The organism is Streptomyces sp. RG80 (assembly GCF_040446465.1).
Taxonomy (GTDB): Bacteria; Actinomycetota; Actinomycetes; order Streptomycetales; family Streptomycetaceae; genus Streptomyces.
This window is the reverse complement of record NZ_JBEAAJ010000006.1, coordinates 214,461-235,632: the sequence shown is the minus strand read 5'-3', so window position 1 is coordinate 235,632 and position 21,172 is coordinate 214,461. Positions and strand designations below refer to the sequence as shown.

At 71.0% G+C, this 21,172-nt stretch carries 18 protein-coding genes; 12 read left to right on the top strand and 6 right to left on the bottom strand.

Annotated features, from left to right (window positions below):
* Positions 1–82: 82 nt before the first annotated feature.
* Both ABKA17_RS21895 and ABKA17_RS21890 read right to left on the bottom strand, forming a co-directional pair.
* The gene (locus ABKA17_RS21895) at positions 83–1,414 is read right to left on the bottom strand and encodes a hypothetical protein (protein WP_353693854.1); all 1,332 of its coding nucleotides are present in this window, start codon (positions 1,412–1,414) and stop codon (positions 83–85) included.
* Between the two features lie 203 nt (positions 1,415–1,617).
* Complete coding sequence (locus tag ABKA17_RS21890; protein WP_353693853.1) at positions 1,618–2,391, bottom strand: carbonic anhydrase; 774 nt, start codon at positions 2,389–2,391, stop codon at positions 1,618–1,620.
* Between the two features lie 329 nt (positions 2,392–2,720).
* Here ABKA17_RS21890 and ABKA17_RS21885 point away from each other — a divergent pair, with 329 nt between their 5' ends.
* From ABKA17_RS21885 to ABKA17_RS21870, 4 genes are all read left to right on the top strand, one after another.
* Positions 2,721–3,173, top strand: coding sequence for a hypothetical protein (locus ABKA17_RS21885; RefSeq protein WP_353693852.1), 453 nt, complete (start codon positions 2,721–2,723; stop codon positions 3,171–3,173).
* A 304-nt stretch (positions 3,174–3,477) separates the two neighbouring features.
* Positions 3,478–5,670, top strand: a complete 2,193-nt coding sequence (locus ABKA17_RS21880) for a sensor histidine kinase (protein WP_353693851.1) — start codon at positions 3,478–3,480, stop codon at positions 5,668–5,670.
* A 261-nt stretch (positions 5,671–5,931) separates the two neighbouring features.
* On the top strand, positions 5,932–11,133 hold the full coding sequence (locus tag ABKA17_RS21875) for a family 43 glycosylhydrolase (protein ID WP_353693850.1): 5,202 nt from the start codon (positions 5,932–5,934) through the stop codon (positions 11,131–11,133).
* Positions 11,134–11,204: 71 nt separating this feature from the next.
* Positions 11,205–11,840, top strand: coding sequence for a hypothetical protein (locus ABKA17_RS21870; RefSeq protein ID WP_353693849.1), 636 nt, complete (start codon positions 11,205–11,207; stop codon positions 11,838–11,840).
* Positions 11,841–11,900: 60 nt separating this feature from the next.
* On the opposite strand, the gene ABKA17_RS21865 is transcribed toward ABKA17_RS21870, so the two are convergent.
* The 3 genes from ABKA17_RS21865 to ABKA17_RS21855 form a co-directional block, all read right to left on the bottom strand.
* Positions 11,901–12,593, bottom strand: a complete 693-nt coding sequence (locus ABKA17_RS21865) for a haloacid dehalogenase type II (RefSeq protein ID WP_353693848.1) — start codon at positions 12,591–12,593, stop codon at positions 11,901–11,903.
* Positions 12,594–12,701: 108 nt separating this feature from the next.
* Positions 12,702–13,178 (bottom strand): iron chaperone, encoded by a 477-nt coding sequence (locus ABKA17_RS21860; RefSeq protein WP_353693847.1) that lies wholly within the window; start codon positions 13,176–13,178, stop codon positions 12,702–12,704.
* Between the two features lie 240 nt (positions 13,179–13,418).
* Positions 13,419–14,087 carry an HAD family hydrolase gene (locus ABKA17_RS21855; RefSeq protein WP_353693846.1) on the bottom strand — a complete coding sequence of 223 codons (669 nt, stop codon included), beginning with the start codon at positions 14,085–14,087 and terminating at the stop codon, positions 13,419–13,421.
* 68 nt (positions 14,088–14,155) lie between these two features.
* Here ABKA17_RS21855 and ABKA17_RS21850 point away from each other — a divergent pair, with 68 nt between their 5' ends.
* The 7 genes from ABKA17_RS21850 to ABKA17_RS21820 all read left to right on the top strand — a co-directional run bounded on the left by ABKA17_RS21850 (position 14,156) and on the right by ABKA17_RS21820 (position 19,325).
* Complete coding sequence (locus ABKA17_RS21850) at positions 14,156–14,899, top strand: SDR family NAD(P)-dependent oxidoreductase (protein WP_353693845.1); 744 nt, start codon at positions 14,156–14,158, stop codon at positions 14,897–14,899.
* Between the two features lie 33 nt (positions 14,900–14,932).
* Positions 14,933–15,358 carry a VOC family protein gene (locus ABKA17_RS21845; protein ID WP_353693844.1) on the top strand — a complete coding sequence of 142 codons (426 nt, stop codon included), beginning with the start codon at positions 14,933–14,935 and terminating at the stop codon, positions 15,356–15,358.
* A 66-nt stretch (positions 15,359–15,424) separates the two neighbouring features.
* Positions 15,425–16,903, top strand: coding sequence for an oxidoreductase (locus tag ABKA17_RS21840; RefSeq protein ID WP_353693843.1), 1,479 nt, complete (start codon positions 15,425–15,427; stop codon positions 16,901–16,903).
* Between the two features lie 99 nt (positions 16,904–17,002).
* The gene (locus ABKA17_RS21835; protein ID WP_353693842.1) at positions 17,003–17,461 is read left to right on the top strand and encodes an SRPBCC domain-containing protein; all 459 of its coding nucleotides are present in this window, start codon (positions 17,003–17,005) and stop codon (positions 17,459–17,461) included.
* Complete coding sequence (locus ABKA17_RS21830) at positions 17,458–17,808, top strand: ArsR/SmtB family transcription factor (protein ID WP_353693841.1); 351 nt, start codon at positions 17,458–17,460, stop codon at positions 17,806–17,808. Before ABKA17_RS21835 ends, ABKA17_RS21830 begins: the two co-directional genes overlap by 4 nt.
* A gap of 2 nt (positions 17,809–17,810) precedes the next feature.
* Entirely contained in the window at positions 17,811–18,254 is a 444-nt protein-coding gene (locus tag ABKA17_RS21825; RefSeq protein ID WP_353693840.1) for an SRPBCC family protein, read from the top strand.
* Positions 18,255–18,521: 267 nt separating this feature from the next.
* Positions 18,522–19,325: a maleylpyruvate isomerase family mycothiol-dependent enzyme gene (locus tag ABKA17_RS21820; protein ID WP_353693839.1), complete on the top strand. Its 804-nt coding sequence runs from the start codon at positions 18,522–18,524 to the stop codon at positions 19,323–19,325.
* A gap of 1 nt (position 19,326) precedes the next feature.
* On the opposite strand, the gene ABKA17_RS21815 is transcribed toward ABKA17_RS21820, so the two are convergent.
* The gene (locus ABKA17_RS21815) at positions 19,327–20,304 is read right to left on the bottom strand and encodes an endonuclease/exonuclease/phosphatase family protein (protein ID WP_353693838.1); all 978 of its coding nucleotides are present in this window, start codon (positions 20,302–20,304) and stop codon (positions 19,327–19,329) included.
* Positions 20,305–20,469: 165 nt separating this feature from the next.
* Between ABKA17_RS21815 and ABKA17_RS21810 the strand changes: the two genes are divergently transcribed.
* The gene (locus tag ABKA17_RS21810; protein WP_353693837.1) at positions 20,470–21,159 is read left to right on the top strand and encodes a DUF6882 domain-containing protein; all 690 of its coding nucleotides are present in this window, start codon (positions 20,470–20,472) and stop codon (positions 21,157–21,159) included.
* Positions 21,160–21,172 lie beyond the last annotated feature (13 nt).

Here is a 21,172-nt window from a genome sequence, read left to right as displayed (position 1 = left end):
GCAAACGGGGGGTGCGGTCCGCCGGAGAGGCGGTCGCCGGGCACCTACCGCTACGGCCTCGCGGGCGGCCCGGTGCCGGATCTCAGAGGCCGGCCTCCGCGAGGATGCGGTCCATCCGGGCGGGCCCGAGCGCCGGGTTGGCGGCGGCCTCGTCGGCGACCTCGGGTTCCGGATCCGCCAGCAGCCGCTCCAGCAGCTCGTCCGTGATGTTCGGGTGGCGGGCGACGCCGCGGCGCAGGAAGGGTTCCTCGGCGTCGGCGAGCCGCCGAAGGGCCGCCTCGGGCAGCTCGGGGTCCTGGAGGGCGACGTAGCGCGCGTTCGGGTTCGGTTCCTCGACGAAGGTGCGCAGCGTGTGGCGGGGGAAGTTGGGGTGTTCCACATGCAGTGGCCGGATGTGGAACACGTCGCCGTGGGCGCGGACCAGCCGCTCCAGGACGTCCGGTGGCGCGTCCGGCCGGCGGGCGGCGGCGCGGCGGACGCCCAGGTCCGGGTCGTCGTCCAGGCGGCGCCACGCCTGCTCGGGCAGGTCCCGGGAACCGGCCAGGACACGCCGGAAGATCGCGTGCGGGCAGTCCAGGTAGGTCAGCCGCTCCCCCAGGGGCGCTTCGCGCAGCCAGCCCGGTTCGGTGAAGTTCCAGGTCAGGGCCGCCTTCGCCTCATCGGCGTACAGCCGGTCGCGGGTGGCGGCGTCGATGTGGCGGCTCTGTGCCACGACGGCCCGCACCATCGGGTCGTCGAACTCCAGCAGCCGGGCCACCATGGCGGCCGAGAGATGCGGGTTCGCGGCCACGGCCAGCCGGATGTCCTCGTCCTCGGTTGCCGTGAGCTCGGTGAACTGGTCCCAGGTGAGCGGGACATACCAGGCGACGTTGCCCCGCACCGCCGGGTCGGCGAGGCAGCGGTCCCGCCACTCCGCCGGGACACCCGGGCTCGGTTGCACGGTGGCGGCCGCGCGCACCCGTGGATCCGGGTCGGCGAGCAGCCGCGTCTGCACCGCGAGCGGCCGGTCGTACCAGGCGCCCGCGACCGCGGCACGCAGCTTCGGATCGGGGTCGTCGGCGAGCTCCGTCCGGGGCCGGCCGTAGACCTGCTCCAGGTCGCCGAGATCCGCCCTCACCTCGCGGTCCACGAGATGCCGGACGAAGTTTGCGCGGGCGTCACGGATCGCCGGATCGGGATGCTCGGCGATCCTGCGGCGCATCGCCGGGGAGATCCGGTCCTCGCGCAGACCGACCACGACGATGTCGTCGCCGTGCGTCAGCAGGGCCTCGACCACGGCGTCCGCCAACTGCCCCCGGCGCAGCGCCATCCCGTGCCGGCCGGCCCTGTGGGCGGTCAGGCGCATCAGGACCTCGTCGGGGGCCGCCGGGTTACGTCCCAGGCCGGACAGACGCGGGTGATGCAGGTTCGTCATGGCGCCAACCTATGCGGCCCGTGCGGCAGGCCGTCCGTCGCCTTCCGTCCGTCGTCTTCGCTGTCGTGCCGCGGAGGAGTCGCCTTCCGTCCGTCGCCTTCGCCGTCGTGCCGCGGAGGCCCGGCAGCCGACCCGGGCCCCGCGCGACCTCCCCCTCGCCGAAGAGGTCGTACGGTCATGGCTCCGGGTCGGCCGGTCCGGGGTCAGGCGGCGGGCGCGCCGTTGAGGACCTCCACGCGGCCGGTGTCCAGCGAGTAGTACGCGCTGACCACGCCCAGGTCGCCCTTCTTGGCGAGCGGGGCGAGCGAGGTGTTGGTGCGCAGCGCGGCGGCGGTCTGCCGGGCGTGGATCCGGATCATGGTGTCGACGGGGTCGGCGGTCTTCTTCGCGACGGTCGCCTCGTACGCGGTGCGCAGCGAGTCGGCGATCGACTGGAGGTTGCCGGGCAGCGTCGTGCGGTCGTGCAGCGCCTTGTACGCCGCCTTGATGGCACCGCAGCGCTGGTGCCCCAGCACGACGATGAGCGGGGTGCCCGCGGTGAGGGGCCCGTACTCCACGGAGCCGGTGACGACCGGCGCGACCACCTGGCCGCCGGTGCGTATCACGAACAGGTCGCCTATCCCAGTGTCGAAGACGAGCTCCGGCGGCACCCGGGAGTCGATGCAGGACAGCACGACGGCGTACGGCTTCTGCTCCTCGGCGACCGCCTCACGCCGACGCGGGTCCTGGTCGGGGTGGAGCAGCGCGCCCTTCACCCAGCGCCGGTTGCCCTCCATGAGCCGGGTGAAGGCGGCGTTGGGCGAGGCCGGCGGAGCGCTCGCCGACGGTGACGGGGTCGATGCCGTGCCCGCGGCCCCGACCTGTGCCGCGGGCGTGGCGCCGGCGTTCGACGAACATCCGGTCAGCAGGGCGGCGGCGGTGGCCGCCAAGCCGCCGGTGACGATGGTCCTGCGCTGCGGATACCCGATGGTGCCCATGAACTGTTCCCCTCTGGCCTCCCGCACGGTGCGCCCTCGGGGGGCCGCGTCGTACCGAGACTCACGTGACTGCTGTGACGTGCCGCCACTCTTGCTGGCGGCCGGCAAGCGCAGATGCAGCACTGATGCAGCGCAGGGGAAGCGTTCGTCCAAGACCCGAGGGGACCTCACACCACCCGCCCGGGACGCCCGGACGACCCGGGCAAACCGCCCGCCGGTGCCGGGACTTGCGCCTCAGGCGGCGGGGTTCACGGGCTGGCCACCATGACGTCCTGCCGCCCGTGGGAGCAGCTCGCGGAGCGGTTCACACCGAACTCGCAGGAGACGTCATGAACAAGGGCATGGTCCAGATCGCGCTGGTGGGTCTGACGGAGGTGATCGCCCGTTCCATCGGGCTGACGGCGGACGCGGTCGCCGCGAACCGGCTCGGCGGCACCCGGCCGGACGCTGCGGGCGACACCGCTTCGGCGGACTCCGCCGACGGCACCGCCACCGACCACTCTCCGTCCCTGTTCGTGGGGGCACAGGCGGCGGAGGTGCGGCTGCAGAGCCGTGACGACAGCACCGTCTTCCCGACCTGGTTCTGGGGTGCGACGGCGCTGAGCGTGCGCAACGACGGCTCCTCGTACGGTGAGGCGCGTGTGCAGACCGTTCTGGGAGCGGACCCCGAGTGGCTCCCGCTGGCCCCGGGCGAGACCAAGACGGTGCGGCGCTGGTGGGGAGCCGTGCCGGTCCGGGTCACCAACAACGCGGACTCGCCGCTGACCGCCTGGACCAGGTGAGCCCGTGACAGCGGAGGCCCCGTCCCGTGCGGTTCGCGGGCCGGGGCCTCTCTTCGTACGGACGGATCCACCCGGCTTTGACACTGACATGCCCTGAACACAGGCCCGTTGTTCTCCGTACCGATCCGAAAGGGCCGTGATCGGAGCGTCATCGCGGCGCCGCTGTCGAGAGGTCGGTAGTCAGGTGAGGAAAGCAAGGCGAGCAGCGTCCGACGAGGCGACTTCGGGCCCCCCGGCGCCGGTCGCCCCTCGTCCGCCGGGCGCCCCGCCCCGGCCGGATCGGTCGCCCGGACGGCCGCCGAAGATGTCCCTCACCCGCAACTGGCGGGTGGCCCGGCGGTTGCGTGCCATCCTCCTCATTCCGGTCCTCGTCACGCTCGTGCTCGGCGGATTCCGGGTGTCGCGTGCCGTGGACACCTGGCAGAGCGCCGACGACGCGGTCCGGGTCGCGGAACTGGTGCAGGCGGCGAACAAGTACGCCAGCGACGCGATCAACGAGCGTGATCTGTCCGTCGTCCCGCTGCTCAAGGGCGACACCGACTCCGGCGTCGTCGCCCAGGCGCGCAAGGTCACCGATCAGGACCGGGCGGCCTTCGACAAGGCGGTCGAGCGGATGCCCCAGACCGCGCGGCTGCTGAGGCGGGTCGCGGTCGTGCAGAGCGGCGGCAAGCAGCTCGCCGGCATCCGCAAGGCGGCGTTCACGTCCGCGCTGCCCGGGGTGCAGACCGAGGAGAAGTACCACCTGATCCAGCACCCGCTGATGGAGCTCTCCAACGAACTCGGCTTCGGCAGCAGCAACCAGGCCAGCTTCGGCCGGGCCCTCTACGCCATCTCCCTCACCCAGGCGGCCGAGTCCCTGACCCGGGCCATCGGAACGCACATCCTGGCCCAGGACCGGGACAAGCTCCAGGAGGGCGAACTGGCCACCCAGCTCGCCTCGTTCCGCTCCTACGCCTATCTCCAGCGGGTCGCGTTGGTGGAGTTCGACGGCGCCGCCACCAGCCAGGACTCCGCGCGGCTCCAGAAGGCGCTGGCCGCCGCGCAGACCAAGGGCAAGCAGCAGGTCACCGAGGCCGCCGCGCAGGCCGAGGAAGCCGGGGAGGATTTCGTCGCCCCGCCGAGCATGACGACGATGATCAGCGAGATCGCGTCGGGGAAGCCCGCCTCGGAACTGGCGAAGCAGGGCATCACCACCGACTCCTTCTTCGCCGCCTCCACCCTGTCCTTCGACGCGTACCGCCAGGTCGAGGTCTATCTGAGCGACACCGCGCTCGCCAACGCCAAGGACATCGCCGCGAGCGCCCGCCGGGACGCCATCGTCCTGTCGGTCGTCGTGCTCGGCGCGGTGCTCGCCGCGTTCCTCATCGCGGCCGGGGTGGCCCGGTCGATGAGCAGCCGGATGAGCGTGCTGCGCGGCTCGGCGTTCCAGATCGCCGAACAGCGGCTGCCGGCGCTGCTCTCCCAGCTCAACCGCGCCACTCCGGGACGCGTCGACACCCGGGTGGCACCGATCCCGATCACCTCGACCGACGAGATCGGCGAGGTCGCCCGCGCCTTCGACCAGGTCCACCGGGAGGCCGTGCGCCTGGCCGCCGAACAGGCGGCGCTGCGGAGCAACATCAACGCCATCTTCACCAACCTCTCGCGCCGCAGCCAGTCGCTCGTCGAGGGGCAACTGGCCCTGATCACCGACCTGGAGAACAACGAGGCCGACCCGGACCAGCTGGAGAACCTCTTCCGGCTGGACCACCTGGCGACCCGGATGCGCCGCAACGGCGAGAACCTCCTGGTCCTCGCCGGCGAGGAGTCCAACTACCACGGGATACAACAGCTCGCCCTGGTCGACGTGTTGCGCGCGGCCGCCTCGGAGGTGGAGCAGTACGAGCGCATCGAGCTCACCGGGATCCCGCAGGCCGAGATCCACGGCCGGGCCGTGAGCGACCTCGTGCATCTGGTGGCCGAACTGCTGGAGAACGCCACCGCGTTCTCCTCACCGCAGACCAACGTGTACGTCACGGCGGGCCGGCTGCCCGACGGGCGGGTCATGGTGGAGATCCACGACAGCGGTATCGGCCTGACGGCCGAGGACTTCGCGGCCATCAACCACAAGCTGGCCCATCCGCCGACCGTGGACGCCAACATCTCCCGCCAGATGGGCCTGTTCGTGGTCGGCCGGCTCGCCGACCGGCACGGCATCCGTGTCCAGCTGCGACCCTCCCGTGAGCAGACGGGCACGACCTCGCTGATCATGCTGCCGCACACCATCACCTACACGGCACCGAACGAGGTCCCGGCCGACGCGACCGCCGACTTCCCCTACCCGCTGGAGGACACCCAGCCCTTCCCGGCCCTCGCCGGAGCCGCCCCGGAGTCCGCCGGCAACGGAGGGCACGCGCTGCGGGACCAGTCGGCGACGGACGCGATGAGCCGCTATCTCCACCGTGAGGAACGGCGCCGGCAGACGGGGCACGGCGACCACATGGACACTCCCCGGTAGCAGCGCGGCAAGTCCGGAGCGCGGCGCCCGCCCAACGCGGCGCCGCGCTCCGCGCGTTGGCGGCACATTCAAGATGTTCGACCTGTCGGACATTGTTCGAAACCTCTTGACGCTGCACCACACCCCGTTTGACACTCTCGCAACACGACGTCACACAGCCGAAACTCCAGGGTGTCCACGGCCGCGGCCACCCTCGTTCCCGGCCTGCTCACCCATGCCTTTCCCTCCCCCGTCAGCCATGCCTCAGCAGGGAAACCCCACATGACGTACTTCGCACGTCCGCGCACCCGCGCGAGACGCCGGGCAGGCCGGCTCGCCGGTCTGACCGTCGCGTCGCTGTTCCTGGGCCTCGTCGCGCCCCTCGTCCCCGCGCAGGCGGCGGACACCGCGGACGTCACCGACGGACTGGCGCTCTGGTACAAGCTCGACGCCTCCTCCGGCACCACCGTCACCGACGCCTCCGGCAACGGCCGCGACGGCACGGTCAACGGCACCGCCGGCTGGACGGGCACCGGCCAGGGCCTCGCCTTCAACGGTTCGGACACCTACATCAAGGTGCCCAACGACGTCATGAAGGGCATGAACTCCATCAGCGTCTCCATGGACGTGCAGATGGACGAGTCGCAGGTGGGCCCGTACTTCATCTACGGCTTCGGCAACACCACCAGCGGCGCGGGCAACGGCTACCTCTTCGCCACCGGCAACTCGCTGCGCACCGCCATCGCGTCCGGCAACTGGTCGACCGAGCAGAACACCCGGCCCACCGACTCGCACAACCTGACCCGCTCGGTGTGGAAGCAGCTCACCTACACCCAGACCGGCAACACGGCCGTGCTGTACGAGGACGGTGTGGAGGTCGGCCGCAACACCTCGGTCACCATCACGCCGGGTTCCATCGGCTCGGGCACGACGACCGCCAACTACATAGGCAAGTCGGTCTACACCAGCGACAAGCTCTTCAAGGGCAAGATCCGTGACTTCCGGATCTACGACCGCGCGCTCGCCGGCTCCGAGGTCGAGCAGCTCTCGCTCCCCATCGCCGAGGAGGGCCTGGCCGCCGACAAGGCCGCCCTCACCCTCGGCGACACCAGCGCGGTGACCGCCGACCTGAGCCTGCCGAAGACCGGCACGGCCGGGGGCTCCACCATCACCTGGGACAGCGACAACACCGACGTGGTCTCGGACTCCGGCGCGGTGACCCGCCCCGCCGCCGGGCAGCCGAACGGCCACGCCACACTGACGGCGACCCTGAAGAAGGGTCCGCTGAGCGCCACCAAGACCTTCGAGGTCACGGTCCTGCCCGCCTTCGACGACACGACCGCCGTCCAGCGGGCCGCCGAGGCACTGACCGTGCACAACCTCGACGACGTCCGCGGCAACCTCACGCTCCCGGCCACCGGCGACCTGGGCACCGAGGTCTTCTGGTCCTCCGCGAACCCGGACGTCGTCTCCGCCGAGGGTGTGGTCCACCGCCCCGCGCACGGCGAGGGCAGCGCGACCGCCGAGCTGACCGCGACCGTCACCAAGGGCGACGCGACGAAGACCCGCGTCTTCACCGCGAAGGTCCCCGAACTCCCCAAGAAGGAAGCCCTCAAGGGCTACATGTTCAGCTACTTCACCGGTGAGGGCACCTCGGACGGCGAGCAGCTGTACGCCGCGCTCAGCAAGGGCAACGACCCGCTGAAGTGGCGGGAGTTGAACGACGGCAAGCCCGTCCTGACCTCCACGCTCGGTGAGAAGGGTCTGCGCGACCCGTTCATCATCCGCTCCCCCGAGGGCGACAAGTTCTACCAGATCGCCACCGACCTCAGGATCTACGGCAACGGCGACTGGGACGCCTCCCAGCGCACCGGCAGCAAGTCCATCATGGTCTGGGAGTCCACGGACCTGGTGCACTGGACCGACCAGCGCCTGGTGAAGGTCTCCCCGGACGCGGCCGGCAACACCTGGGCCCCCGAGGCGTACTACGACGAGAAGCTCGGCGAGTACGTGGTCTTCTGGGCCTCCAAGCTGTACACCACCGCCGACCACTCCGGCGACACGTACAACCGCATGATGTACGCGACGACCCGGGACTTCTACACCTTCAGCGAGCCCAAGGTCTGGGTCGACCGCGGCTACTCGGTCATCGACTCCACGGTCATCCAGCACGACGGCGAGTACTACCGCCTCTCCAAGGACGAGCGGAACAACACCTCCTCCACGCCCAACAGCAAGTTCATCTTCGAGGAGAAGAGCGACACGCTCCGCAACCTCTCCTGGACCCCCGTCGCCGAGGGCATCGGCAAGGGCGCGATGAACGCCGCCGAGGGCCCGCTGGTGTTCAAGTCGAACACCGAGGAGAAGTGGTACGCGTTCCTCGACGAGTTCGGCGGACGCGGCTACATCCCCTTCGAGACGACGGACCTGGACTCCGGCAACTGGACCCCGTCCGCCGGCTACGACCTGCCGTCCAAGCCCCGGCACGGCACGGTGCTCCCGGTCACCCAGGCCGAGTACGACCGGCTGCTCAAGACGTACCAGCCGGACCAGATCATCACGAGCGCCGAGGACGTCAAGGTCGAGACGCGTATCGGCCAGGCCCCGGTGCTGCCCGCCACCGTCATCGCCGAGTCGGCGGACGGGGTGAAGCGTCCCGTCGCCGTCACCTGGGAGGACGTGGCCGCATCGCAGTACGCGCAGGCCGGCGTCTTCACCGTGAAGGGTGACCTGGCGGGCGACTCCGCGATCGACGTCAGCGCCGAGGTCACGGTCTCCACCGAGGGCCCGGACGTGCCGGCAGACCTGCTCCTGCACTACGACTTCGACGAGAGCGGCGGCTCCATCGCCCGCGACACCAGCGGCCACGGCAACCACGGCACCTACGTCCGTACGCCCGACTTCGGCACCGGCGTCGAGGACGGCTCGTTCAAGATGTCCGGTGACTCCGCCACGTCCCCGTACGTCAAGATCCCGAACGGCGTCCTGAAGAACGCCGACAGCGTCACCGTCTCCACGTACGCCAAGTGGAAGGGCGGCAGCAGCTTCCAGTGGCTGTTCGGGCTCGGCCCCGACAGCAACAAGTACCTCTTCGCCACCCCCTCCAACGGCGGCAACAGCCTCTACTCGGCCATCACCAAGGCCAGTTGGTCGGCGGAGTCGAAGCTGACCGGCGGCTCGCAGCTCACGCCGGGCGAGTGGGAACACGTCACGGTGACCCTCGACGGCGCGAGCGGCACGATGGTCCTCTACGTCGACGGTGTCGAAGCCGCGCGGACGACGACCGCCATCAAGCCGTCCGACATGTACGACGCCGCCAAGGACTACAGCGGCTACATCGGCCGCTCCCTGTACTCCGCCGACCCCTACTTCGCCGGCGAGGTCGACGACTTCCGCATCTACAACCGGGCGCTCACCGCGTCCGAGGTGCTGGAGCTCAGCGGCAACACGACGGGCATCGCGAAGGCGACCCACCCGTCCCTGAAGGTCGACGCGATCGTCGACGACGCCGACAGCAAGGTCACCCTGCCGCTCACCGAGGGCACCGATCTCACCACCCTGGCACCGGAGTTCGCCCTCGCCCACGGCGCGGCGATCAGCCCCGCCTCGGGCAGCGTGCACGACTTCAGCAAGCCGGTGACGTACGAGGTGACCGGCTCGGACGGCAAGAAGCGCACCTGGACGGTGTCGGCGCAGATCATGAAGAGCCCGGTCCTGCCGGGGCTCAACGCCGACCCGAACATCGTCCGCTTCGGCGACACCTTCTACATCTACCCGACCACCGACGGCTTCGAGGGCTGGAGCGGTACGCAGTTCAAGGCGTACTCCTCCACCGACCTGGTCCACTGGAAGGACCACGGTGTCATCCTCGACCTCGGTCCCGACATCTCCTGGGCGGACAGCAGGGCCTGGGCGCCGACGATCGAGGAGAAGAACGGGAAGTACTACTTCTACTTCTGCGCCGACGCGAACATCGGTGTCGCGGTGTCCGACTCGCCGACGGGTCCGTTCAAGGACGCGCTGGGCAAGCCGCTGCTCAAGGCGGGCGACTTCAGCGGCCAGATGATCGACCCGGCGGTGTTCACCGACGACGACGGTCAGTCGTACCTCTACTGGGGCAACGGGCACGCCTATGTGGCGCCGCTCAACGACGACATGACCTCGCTCGACCTGACGAAGATGAAGGACATCACCCCCAGCGGCTACAACGAGGGCACCTTCGTCATCAAGCGCAAGGGCACCTACTACCTCACGTGGTCGGAGAACGACACGCGTGACCCCAACTACCGTGTCGCCTACGCCACCGGCCCCTCCCCCACCGGTCCCTGGACCAAGCGGGGCGTGATCCTGGAGAAGGACCTCTCCCTCGGGATCAAGGGTCCCGGCCACCACTCGATCGTCCAGGTGCCGGGCACCGACGACTGGTACATCGCCTACCACCGCTTCGCGATCCCCGGCGGTGACGGCACGCACCGTGAAACGACCATCGACAAGCTGGAGTTCGACGCGGACGGCCTGATCAAGAAGGTCGTGCCGACGCTGACCAGCATCGACCCGGTCACCATCGTGCACGCCGGTCCCGACGCCAAGGGCGCCGAGGGCACCGCGATCAAGTTGGACGGCACGCTCTCCGGCGCGGGCAACGCCAAGTGGACCGCCGAGGAAGGGGCGCCCTGCACCTTCGCCGACGCCGGGGCCGCGAGCACGACGGTCACCTGCACCGACAACGGCACGTTCAAGGTGACGCTGACCGGCGGCCGCAGCAGCGACACGGCCACCGTCACGGTCACCAACGCGGCGCCGGCCCTCACGACCGTCACCGGACCGAAGTCCCCGGTGTCGGTGGGCAAGCAGGTGGTCGTCACGGCCGGGTTCACCGACCCGGGCACCAGCGACACCCAGACCTGCGCGGTGGACTGGAAGGACGGCACCCAGCCGACGACCGGCACGGTCACCGCGTCCGGCTGCCGGGCGGAGCACACCTACCGCAAGGCCGGCATCCGCAAGCCGGTGATCACGGTCACCGACGACGACGGCGCCTCGGACAGCAGGACGCTCTCCGAGCTGATCGTCTACGACCGCGACGCCGGACCCGCGTTCGGCACCGGTCTGTTCACCTCGCCGGCCGGGGCCTTCCCCGCCAAGCCGACGCTGACCGGAAAGGCCGGGTTCTTCTTCACCGCCTTCTACACCAAGCCGTTCACCGCCCCCCTCGGGCAGATGTCCCTGGACTTCGGACCGGCCAAGCTCAAGTTCCGTTCCACCGGCTCCGACTGGCTCGTGGTCACCGGCTCCCAGGCCGTCTACCAGGGCAGCGGAACGGTCAACGGCGCCGAGGGATACGGCTTCCGGGTCACCGCCACCGATACCCCGGACAGCTTCCACGTCAGGATCTGGAAGAAGTCCGGTGGTGACGTCGTCTACGACAACGTCACCGGCTCGAAGATCACCGGCATCGTCACCATCGGCAGCCGTCGAGAGTGAACCCCCGGCCGGGCGTACTGGTCGTGCCGTCCCCCCACACTCGACGGCCCCACCCCCACAGGAGGACCCGCATGAGTCCAGACCGGAACCAGAAACGCACCCGTACGGCCATACCCTGGCGCACCAAGCTCGTCGTCACGGCCCTGGCAGCAACGCTGCTGGCAGGGCCCGGCGTCGCCCAGGCCGTCCCGAAGGCGGCACCGGCGCCCCGGGAGCAGGTGGCCGCGGCCACCATCACCTGGACCCTGGAGCGGGCGAGCAACCCGACGCAGGACCAGCAGAGCGCGTACAACCTCATCACGGCGGCCATGAACGCCGCCGTGGCCCGCTACAACAACGTCAGCGACCTCGGTAAGTCCATCACCGTCCGCTACGACCCGAGCGTCCCCACCGCCGACGGCAACATCAACGGCACCATCCGCTTCGGCAACCGCGGTTACATGACCGAGCGGACGGCCCTGCACGAGATCGCCCACACCATCGGGGTGGGAACCAGCTCCGGCTGGTCCCGGCTGGGCGGCAGCGGCACCTGGACCGGCGCGCAAGCCACGGCACTGGTCCGGCAGTTCGACGGATCCGCCGCCAAACTGTCCACGGGCGGCGGCCACTTCTGGCCGTACGGCCTGAACTACGAGAACGAGATGTCCGGTACGGCGGCCGACCGCCATGTACAGATCGTCGCGGCGATGGTGCGCGACGGGCTGTAGGTCTCACGGCGCAGGGCATGGGGATGGCCCGGAGGTGTTCACCACCTCCGGGCCATCCCCTCATCCGTGCAGGGCTAGTTGCTCGGCGAGGTCCGTCAAGTCGGTCGCGTACAGGTCGAATCGGTCCGAGGGGGCGGGCGGGTCGCCCACCGGGCGGGCCACGTTGGCGGTGCGCAGGCCGAGGCTCTGCGCTCCGCGCAGGTCCCAGGCATGGGCGGCGACCATCAGCAGTCGCTCCGGCGGTCGCCCGGAGACGGTGACGGCCAGCCGGTAGACGGCCGGATCCGGCTTGTAGCTCCGGGCGTCCTCGGCGGACAGCGCCTGATGCCAGCGCAGTCCGGCGTGGGCGTTGACACCGAGGAGCGCCACCCGGCTCGCGTTGGAGAGCCCGATCAGCGGAAAGCGTTCGGCGAGCCGAGCGAGGCCCGCGACGGTGTCGGGCCACGGCGGAAGCCGACGACCGGAGAGAGCCACCGTCGCCACGACCGCCGGGTCGTCGACGCCGGCCGCCTCGGCGACGATCCGGGCGGCCTCCCGGTCCAGGACGTCACTGGCGACGAAGGGCCGTCGGCCCTCGACGATGCGGCGCTGTTCGCCGTCGATGTGCCGCTGCCACAACGACACCAGCTTCTCGATCCCGGGATCGTCGAGGGAGGGGTCGAGTGCCCGGATGCCGTCACGCAGGCCGGCGGGTTCGTCGACGAGCGTGCCGAGGACGTCGAACACGAGGGCGTCGATCTCCGGTTCCGGCATGGGAGAGGTCTCCTGGTGGAGTCGGGGCGCGCGAGCAGTTGTCCTGCCCAACCCCTGGGACGCCCTTCCGATTCCCGGTGCGGCTCATGCTCGGCGGCGTCGGCCGCTTCAGCTCACGGCCTTCTTCACGAGGGCGCTGATCTGCGCCTCCACCTCGGCGGTCAGGTCCGTCAGGGCGTAGGCGGTCGGGAACAGCGGGCCGTCGTCGAGGTTCGCCAGGTCGCTGAAGCCGAGCGTGGCGTAGCGCGTCTTGAACTTCTGCGCGCTCTGGAAGAAGCAGACGACCTTGCCGTCCCTGGCGTACGCCGGCATGCCGTACCAGAGCTTCGGCGTGAGTTCCGGCGCACTGGCCTTCACGACGGCGTGCAGCCGCTCGGCCAGAACCCGGTCCACCTCCGCCATCTCCGCGATCTTCGCGAGGACGTCGACCTCCGGATCCGCCTTGGCGGCGCCCCGTCCCCGGCGCGCGGACGCCTTCAGCTCCCGGGCGCGCTCCTTCATGGCGCCCCGCTCCTCGTCCGTGAAGCCGTCGTACTTCTCGCCGGACTCGGTGGCGCTCTTGCCGGAGGTCTGGGAGGCCTTCATGGCTGATTCCTCTCGTAGGAGCCCTGGTGGGATGACACCAGGTTAGGAATCCTCCGGCGCAGCGGCTTCTCCGAAACTGACCGGATGAAGCCCGGGGGACCACCGTCGCGCGGAGCGTGTGTGCCCCGCGCGGTGAACGGGTCGTGCTCGACCCTGGGTCGACAGGAAAGCAGCGTTCACCGGGCGTTGTCAGCCCCCGTGGCCGAAAGTCGCGACGGGTGGGGGTACAGAGGCGTATCGCTACGGCAGGGTCGGCGGGGCCTGCTCCGCGAACGCGAGGATCCCCGGCACCGCCGCGCGCAGGGTGGCGAAGTGACGGTGTACGCCGCTCACCGCCACCGCGGCGTTGACGCCCCACACCGTCATACCGGCCCGCAGCCCCGCCTCCACCCCCGACGGCGCGTCCTCGACGACCAGGCAGTCCTCGGGGCGCACCCCGAGCCGTCGCGCGGCCTGGAGATACGGCACGGGCGAGGGCTTGCCCTCCCGCACCGCGGCGGCATCCACGACGACGGGCGGCACCGGCAGGCCGGTGCGGGCGAACCGTCCCCGTACCCGGTGCTCGTAGTTGGAGGTCACCAGCGCCCAGGTCTGCGGCGGCAGCGCGCCCAACAGCTCCGACGCGCCGTCGAAAGCCGTGTAGACACCGGATCGGACGTCGTCGTCCTCCAGTTCGTGCAAGGCGGCCAGGCACTCGTGCGGATCGCGGTCCGGGACGACCTGGGCGAAGGTCTCCAGCGGCCGGGTCCGCAGCGCCACCCGGTAGACCGCGTCCGCGTCCAGTCCGTAGCGGCCCGCCCACGTGCCCCAGACGCGACGCTGGTTGTCGACGGCGTCGATCAAGGTGCCGTCGACGTCGAAGAGGACGCATTTGCGGGAACGGTCGGGCTGCACACGGTCACTGATCACCCGGTGATGATGCCAGGAGGCCCCCGGTCCGGCCTCGGGCTCCGACGCGCATGGCAAGATCCACAGGCATGAGCACCATCGAACCCACGGACCGCCCTGTCGCCCTGGTCACCGGGTCCACCTCCGGCATCGGCGAGGCGGTCGCGCGTCGGCTCGCGGCGGACGGCATGCGGGTCGTCGTGCACTCGCGGCGCAGCGCGCAGGCCGGCGAGGCCCTGGCGGCTGAGCTCGGCGGCGTGTACGTGCGGGCCGACCTCGGGATCGAGGACGAGGCCCGCGCCCTGGTCGAGGAGACGCTGGACCACCACGGCCGACTGGACGTGCTGGTCAACAACGCCGGTATCAGTTGGCCCATCCCACACGACGACCTGGCGGCCGCGACGCCGGCGGACTGGCGGCAGCTGCTGGAGGTCAACCTGATCGCGCCCTGGGTGCTCTGCACGGCCGCCCTGCCCGCGCTCCGCCGGTCCCCCGCCGGTGGCAGCGTCGTCAACATCACCAGCCACGCCGGGGTGCGCCCCAAGGGCTCGTCGGTGCCCTACGCGGCGAGCAAGGCCGCACTCAACCACGTCACCCGGCTTCTCGCCGCCGCCCTCGCCCCCGACGTCCGCGTCAACGCCATCGCCCCGGGCCTCGTCGACACCCCCATGACCAAGGACTGGACGCAGGCCCACGAACTGTGGCGCGACCGGGCCCCCATGGGACGCCCCGCCCAGCCCTCCGATGTCGCGGACCTCGTGGCGTCGGTCATCGCCCACACCTACCTCACCGGCGAGGTCATCGTCCTCGACGGCGGACTCAACCTGACCTGAGCGCCGGGCCGCGCCACGCGCCACAGTGGAGGCATGGACACCACCGACAAGAACTCGCTGGCACGCGGCCGAGTGGCGACCAGGCTGCCCGCCCAGGACCTGGAGCGGGCCCGGCGCTTCTACGCCGAGAAGCTGGGACTGGAACCCGTCGACGAACGCCCCGGCGGACTGCTCTACCGCTGCTCTGGCACGGAGTTCGCCCTCTTCGCCTCCACGGGAGCCTCGCCCGGCACCTTCACACAGATGGGCTGGGAGGTCGACGACGTCGAGGCCGTCGTGGCGGAACTCAAGCGGCGCGGCGTGGAGTTCGAGGACGTCGACCTGCCCGGGTTCCGCACGAAGGACTCCCTCGCCGACATCGACGGCAACTATCCCAGCAAGGGCGCCCGAGGCGAGCGGGCCGCGTGGTTCCGGGACAGCGAGGGGAACCTGCTGGGCATCGGACAGCCTGTCATCTGACCGAGGTTCCGTAGCCGACCCGCATGGGGCCGATCACCCCCGGCCGTGGCCAGCTACTCTTCCGCCGTGTACGCGTACGAGGAACTCACGGCGGCGGAACGACAGTTGTGGGACGCCTATCCCACGGGCCGTACGGTGGACTTCCGTACCGGCGGCGCGGAGGACGACCCCGAGCACGGGGGCGGGTGGGGCGAGGAACGGACCGTCAGGGCCGCTGTCGTGGCCGGTCTGCTGCTCGGAGTGATCCCGGCCGAGCCCGGACACGTGCCGGCGCTGAGGGTCGCGGGGGCTCGGATCAGCGGTGCGCTGGAGCTCGACGGCGCCGAGATCGGGCATGAGATGCGCTTCGAGGGGTGCTCGTTCGAGGAGGGTGTCGGGCTGGCCGGCGCCGGCACCCGGACGGTTTCCATCAAGGGCTGCAGGCTGCCGGGGCTCGACCTCACCACGGCCCGGGTGGAGGGACGCCTCTCCTTGCGCCGAACCGTGGTCAACGGCGAGCTCCAACTGCTCAACGCGCGCCTGACCGGGGAGTTGATCCTCACCGACGCCGTGCTGTCCCGCCCGGACGGCTGGGCTCTGCTGGCGGGCGGGCTCGTCATGGAGGGCGCGCTGTTCTGCCGCAGGACCACCGTGCACGGCGGTGTCCGGCTTCTGGGCGCCCAGTTGCCCGGCGGCCTGCACATGGAAGGGGCGCGGCTTCACCACCCCGGCGGCGTCGCACTGCTCGGCGACCATGCCGTGGTGCGCAGCCTCGCGCTGTCCAAGGGGTTCACGGCCGAGGGGACGGTCAGCCTGCGGGACGCGCAGATCACCGACCAGGTGAGCTTCGACGGCGCGGTCCTGCTCGGCAACGGTACGGCGCTGGACTGCGCCCGTATGCAGGCGGGCGTACTCGCCTTCACTCCGGCCGAGGCGCCCTCCGGCCTGGTGAACCTCGAGGACGCCCGGGTCACGGCCGTCCACGACCGTGAGGGCGCCTGGCCCGAGACCCTTCGACTCCAGGGCTTCACCTACGGCTCCCTGCACGAGAGCGGCGAGCATCAGGCGTCCTCCGTGGAGCGTCGCGCGGCGTGGATACGGCGGCATCCGGGCTACGCCGCCCAGCCGTACGAGCAACTGGCGGCCTGGTACCGGCAGATCGGCCACGACGACGACGCCCGGCGCGTCCTGCTGGACAAGCAGCGCCACCGCAGGAGGACCCTGGGCCTGCCCGCCCGGCTGTGGGGGCACCTCCTGGAGGCCACCGTCGGTTACGGCTACCGCCCCTGGCGTGCGGGACTGTGGCTCGCGGCGCTCGTCGCGCTCGGCAGCGCGGTCTTCGCGACGCACACACCGAAGGCGACCGAGCCCGGCCAGGTGCCGCCCTTCAACGCCTTCGTCTACACCCTCGACCTGCTGATCCCCATCGGCGGTCTCGGTCAGCGCACGTCCTGGTACTGGGAGGGCGGAACGGCCGCCTGGCTGTCGTACGCCCTCATCGCCGCGGGGTGGATCCTGACGACCGCGGTGCTCGCCGGCATCACCCGGACCCTCAACCGGAGCTGACTCCGCCGCCATCACCACTCTCCTGCAACCGATGGTTGCGCAATGCCCGGCCCGGTCGTAGGGTGATACGCAACCGATGGTTGCGAAAGGGAGTCGGGCATGGAGTACGGCAGCATCGAACGCGACATCCACGTCGACGCCTCGCCCGAGGTGGTCTTCGAGGTCGTCAGCCGCCCGGAGCACATGCGGGAGTGGTGGCCCGACGACGCGCGGTTCGAGCCCGCCGAAGGAGCGCCCGGGGAGCTCTTCTGGCGTGACGAGGCGACGGGCGAGACCATGACCGTCGCACTCACCGTGGTGGAGGTGGACCCGCCCAAGCGGTTCTCGTTCCGGTGGTGCCACACCGGCGCCGAACGCTCCGGGGACGCGCTGCTGGTCACCTTCGACCTCGTACCGACCCCGACGGGGACCCTGGTGCGGATGACCGAGACCGGGTTCCGCGAGATGGGGTGGGAGGTCGCCGTACTCGAGGAGCAGTACCGCGAGCACGCGAGCGCCTGGGACCACTACATCCCCCGGCTGGGCGCGTACGTCGCACGGCTGGGGTCGGCCCGATGAGCACGCCGGTCGACGACGACCTGTGGTCGGCCATCGGCGACCCGACCCGGCGCACGATGATCGACCTGCTCCTCGCCTCCGGGCCGGGCACCGCCACCTCGCTCAGCGCGAGCCTGCCCGTCACCCGGCAGGCGGTGGCCAAACACCTCGCCGTCCTGGACCGGGTCGGGCTGGTCCACGCGGAGCCGGCCGGACGGGAGCGGCGCTACCGCGTCGACGAGGCCCAACTCGCCCGCGCGGCCGCCCAACTGGCCGCCGTCGGGGCCACCTGGGACGCCCGGCTCCGCCGTATCAAAAGCATCGCGGAAGCCATTCAACGAAGCCGCACCACCACGGAAGGAGCATGAAAATGGTCGACATCCTGCATCGCGTCGGCGCCGTCGCGCCGCTGGACGAGGTCTACCGGGCCATCGCGACCCCCGAGGGCATCGCCGGCTGGTGGACCACCGACACCACGGGCAAGAGCGAGGTCGGCGGCCGGCTGGCGTTCCGCTTCGGCGACGTCGGCGGCTTCGACATGGAGATCCTGGAACTCGACCCCGCCGGCCATGTGCGCTGGCGGGTCACGGACGGCCCCGCGGAGTGGATCGGCACCGAGATCGACTGGCGGCTCAGCCGGCACGACGACTACACCGTCGTCCTCTTCAAGCACGAGGGCTGGCGCGAGCCGGTCGAGTTCATGCACCACTGCGGTACGAAGTGGGCGATCTTCCTGATGAGCCTCAAGGAGTACGCCGAGACCGGCCACGGCAGGCCGGCACCCGACGACGTCCGGATCAGCGACTGGCACTGAGCGCTCCGCTGGAGGTGGGGGGACGGGTCGCCGTTCGTCCGCGGCGCCGTCGTGGCCGGCCACGACCGCCACCCGGCCCGCTCAGCTGGTCGTCCGGCGGGACGCTGAGGGCGCGCCGACGACGAACCGGTCCAGAGCGGCGGCATCGGCCGTGCCGGACGCATGGCGGGATCCGATGCGGTCTGGGCAGACCACGAATTCGTTCAAGTCACGCAGGACGCCGCAATCCGCGTTGAGCGGGGGCCCGGTCCGTCCTACGGTGGCCCGGTGAGTGATGTGAAGCACGACGTGTTCTGCGCCGAAATCGCCACCCGTACCGACGAGTTGCGCGCCGCCGTGCGGGCCGCCGAGGCGGGGGCGGCCGGGACCTCCGTGCCCGGCTGTCCCGGCTGGAGCCTCGTCCAGCTCGCCCGGCACGTCGGAGGGACCCATCGATGGGCGGCGCGGATCGTCGGTACGCGGGCCGCCGGTCCCGTCCCGCACGACATGGTGGACGACGTTTTCTCGCCCGGCCCCGAGTCCGCCGCCGATCTGGACGCCTGGCTCGCCGAGGGCGCCGCGGAGCTGGTCGGCGCCCTGCGGGAGGCGGGACCGGACGCCCCGGTGTGGACGGTCGCGCCGAGTGGCCTCGCGGGATTCTGGGCCCGGCGGATGACTCACGAGACGACCCTGCACGCCGCCGACGCCGCCTTCGCCACGGGCGTCCCCTTCGCCGTACGCGAGGATCTGGCGCGGGACGCCCTGGACGAGTGGATGGGGTTCGGCGCGCTGCCCCGGGTCCTGGAGGCCGCCGGACCCGATGCCCCGCCGCTCACCGGACCCGGCCGCACCCTGCATCTGCACGCCACCGACGCGCCCCACGCCGAGTGGCTGGTGGACCTCACGGCCGTACCGGTCACGTGGCGGCACGCCCACGAGAAGGCCGCGGTGGCAGTACGGGCCCCGCTGACCGACCTCGTGCTGCTGCTCTACGGCCGCCGCACCCCGGCCGACGCCTCGGTCGAGGTGTTCGGGGACGCGGAGCTGCTGTCCCTGTGGCTGGAGCGCTCCGGCTTCTGGCTCCGCAAATAGCTCACGGCGCCGGGATCTTGAACTCCACCCACAGCGGATAGTGGTCCGAGATGTGCCAGGACAGCGCGTTCAGCGTCCGGTCGCCGCGCAGCTCGGGCACGAAGTCGATGTGGCCCCCGGCTCGGGCCTCCAGCGTCAGGACCGGCCGGCGCTTCTGGCCCTTGGTGAACCAGGCGATCTGGTCGTAGAAGTGCTCGGCGCCCGGGTCGTCGAAGATCGTGCGCGGCAGACCGTTCAGGGCCGGGGCGGGCACCAGGCCGGTGGAGGTGAAGGCCTGGAACAGGGGGTCGCCGGCGCGGTCGATGTTGAAGTCGCCCAGGGCGATGAGGTTGTGGTCCCAGCCGAACTCCTGCTCCGCCCAGTCGGCCAGCCACCGCGCGATCGCCCGCAGTTCCGGGACCCGGTCCGCGGCCTGGTCGCCGAACAGGACATGCAGGGTGACCAGGGTGAACGTCTGGCCCTGGGAGAAGAAGCTCACCGCGTAGGGGGTACGGGCGAACTGGCGGCCCAGATCGGCCTCCGGTACGCCCGCGTCCTCCTCGATGGGCACCACCAGTTCGCAGGCCAGCCCCGACAGCTTCACTCTGCGGGTGTCGAACAGGAACGCCAGCCGCTCGCTGTTGCCCGCGTCGCCCCGTGTCACATCGGTGAGGATGAACGCCCACTCCGCACCGAGGACCTTCAGCAGATAGCGCAGCGCGCGCAGGTTGCCGCGCACCTCCTGCACCGCCACCACGTCGAAGCGGCGAATCACCGACGCGATCAGGTGGATGTCGGTGAAGTTCCGCTTCGGCGAGACGCCTTCCGGAGTGGTCCATGCCTTGGTGAGGTCGGAGAAGGCGCGCAGGTTCCAGGTCGCGATCAGCAGGTTGGTCCCGTCGTCCTTGCCCGGTACCTGCCCGTCGAGGAAGGCGTCCCAGCGTGCGACCTGTTCGACCACCCGCTGGGGCGGCGCCAGGATGTCGGCTTCAGCGGGCACGGGTCCTCCTCGACGCCGGGAACGGGGCGATTCGAGCGTGCGAGATCCCCCGCACAGGGGGCAAGAGCCCGTTTCGGTGACTCGCCCCCGCCCCCGCTGCGGCGAACCGGCAGCGGGCCGACCCTGCCCGAGGTGCGCTCCGACCTGCCTCATAGGGTCGGAGACATGGTGAACCGATTCAGCGACGCGTTCCTTCTCGAGGCCGAACGGCATGCCGCGTGGGGCGCGGCTCAGCTCGAGGCGCTGAGCACGTTTCTGCCCGAGGGGCCGTGGACCGCCGATCTGCCCTCGTGCCTGTACCAGCAGGGGGACCTGGAGCTGCGGGTGGCCGTGCTGGGCACCTACGACATGGAGCAGCGGACCTGGATGTGGGGCTGGGCGAACCCGGGGCTGCGGGGCACCGAGGTGGCGGCGCTCAGCGGCGCGGTCCGGCGGTACGGGCGGGTGCACCGGATCACCGAACTCGCCGAGGGGACCGTGTCGTTGGCCGGGTTCGACGATCCCCGCCGGGCGGCGGAGATGCTCGCCTTCACGGGGATGGGGGTGGCCGAGGCGCCCGGGTACATCGGCGTTCCGGCGGGTCCGGCCACGCGGGTGTACTTCCTGCCCGACGACGCCCGGGTCCCGCGGGCCGGCCTGGACCCGGTCTCGCTGCCACGCACGCTGCTCACCGGAGCGGGACTGATCGGGTACTCGGCCCGGCATGTCGTCGGCGGCTACTTCGACCACCACGATGTGGCCCACCGGGTCGAGGGGGACCGGCTCGTGGCCGACCTGGGCGACGGCACCGCGGTCGAGGTGGACTTCGACGAGGTGGGGCGGATCGCGGGGGTTCAGGTGAAGGTACTGCCCTGAGGCGGCGCCCTGT

Bases quoted from the DNA above. Each gene is read 5' to 3' on its own strand.
- ABKA17_RS21895 (WP_353693854.1), bottom strand. From the start codon at position 1,414: ATGACGAACCTGCATCACCCGCGTCTGTCCGGCCTGGGACGTAACCCG.
- ABKA17_RS21890 (WP_353693853.1), bottom strand. From the start codon at position 2,391: ATGGGCACCATCGGGTATCCGCAGCGCAGGACCATCGTCACCGGCGGC.
- ABKA17_RS21885 (WP_353693852.1), top strand. From the start codon at position 2,721: ATGAACAAGGGCATGGTCCAGATCGCGCTGGTGGGTCTGACGGAGGTG.
- ABKA17_RS21880 (WP_353693851.1), top strand. From the start codon at position 3,478: ATGTCCCTCACCCGCAACTGGCGGGTGGCCCGGCGGTTGCGTGCCATC.
- ABKA17_RS21875 (WP_353693850.1), top strand. From the start codon at position 5,932: ATGACGTACTTCGCACGTCCGCGCACCCGCGCGAGACGCCGGGCAGGC.
- ABKA17_RS21870 (WP_353693849.1), top strand. From the start codon at position 11,205: ATGAGTCCAGACCGGAACCAGAAACGCACCCGTACGGCCATACCCTGG.
- ABKA17_RS21865 (WP_353693848.1), bottom strand. From the start codon at position 12,593: ATGCCGGAACCGGAGATCGACGCCCTCGTGTTCGACGTCCTCGGCACG.
- ABKA17_RS21860 (WP_353693847.1), bottom strand. From the start codon at position 13,178: ATGAAGGCCTCCCAGACCTCCGGCAAGAGCGCCACCGAGTCCGGCGAG.
- ABKA17_RS21850 (WP_353693845.1), top strand. From the start codon at position 14,156: ATGAGCACCATCGAACCCACGGACCGCCCTGTCGCCCTGGTCACCGGG.
- ABKA17_RS21845 (WP_353693844.1), top strand. From the start codon at position 14,933: ATGGACACCACCGACAAGAACTCGCTGGCACGCGGCCGAGTGGCGACC.
- ABKA17_RS21835 (WP_353693842.1), top strand. From the start codon at position 17,003: ATGGAGTACGGCAGCATCGAACGCGACATCCACGTCGACGCCTCGCCC.
- ABKA17_RS21830 (WP_353693841.1), top strand. From the start codon at position 17,458: ATGAGCACGCCGGTCGACGACGACCTGTGGTCGGCCATCGGCGACCCG.
- ABKA17_RS21825 (WP_353693840.1), top strand. From the start codon at position 17,811: ATGGTCGACATCCTGCATCGCGTCGGCGCCGTCGCGCCGCTGGACGAG.
- ABKA17_RS21810 (WP_353693837.1), top strand. From the start codon at position 20,470: ATGGTGAACCGATTCAGCGACGCGTTCCTTCTCGAGGCCGAACGGCAT.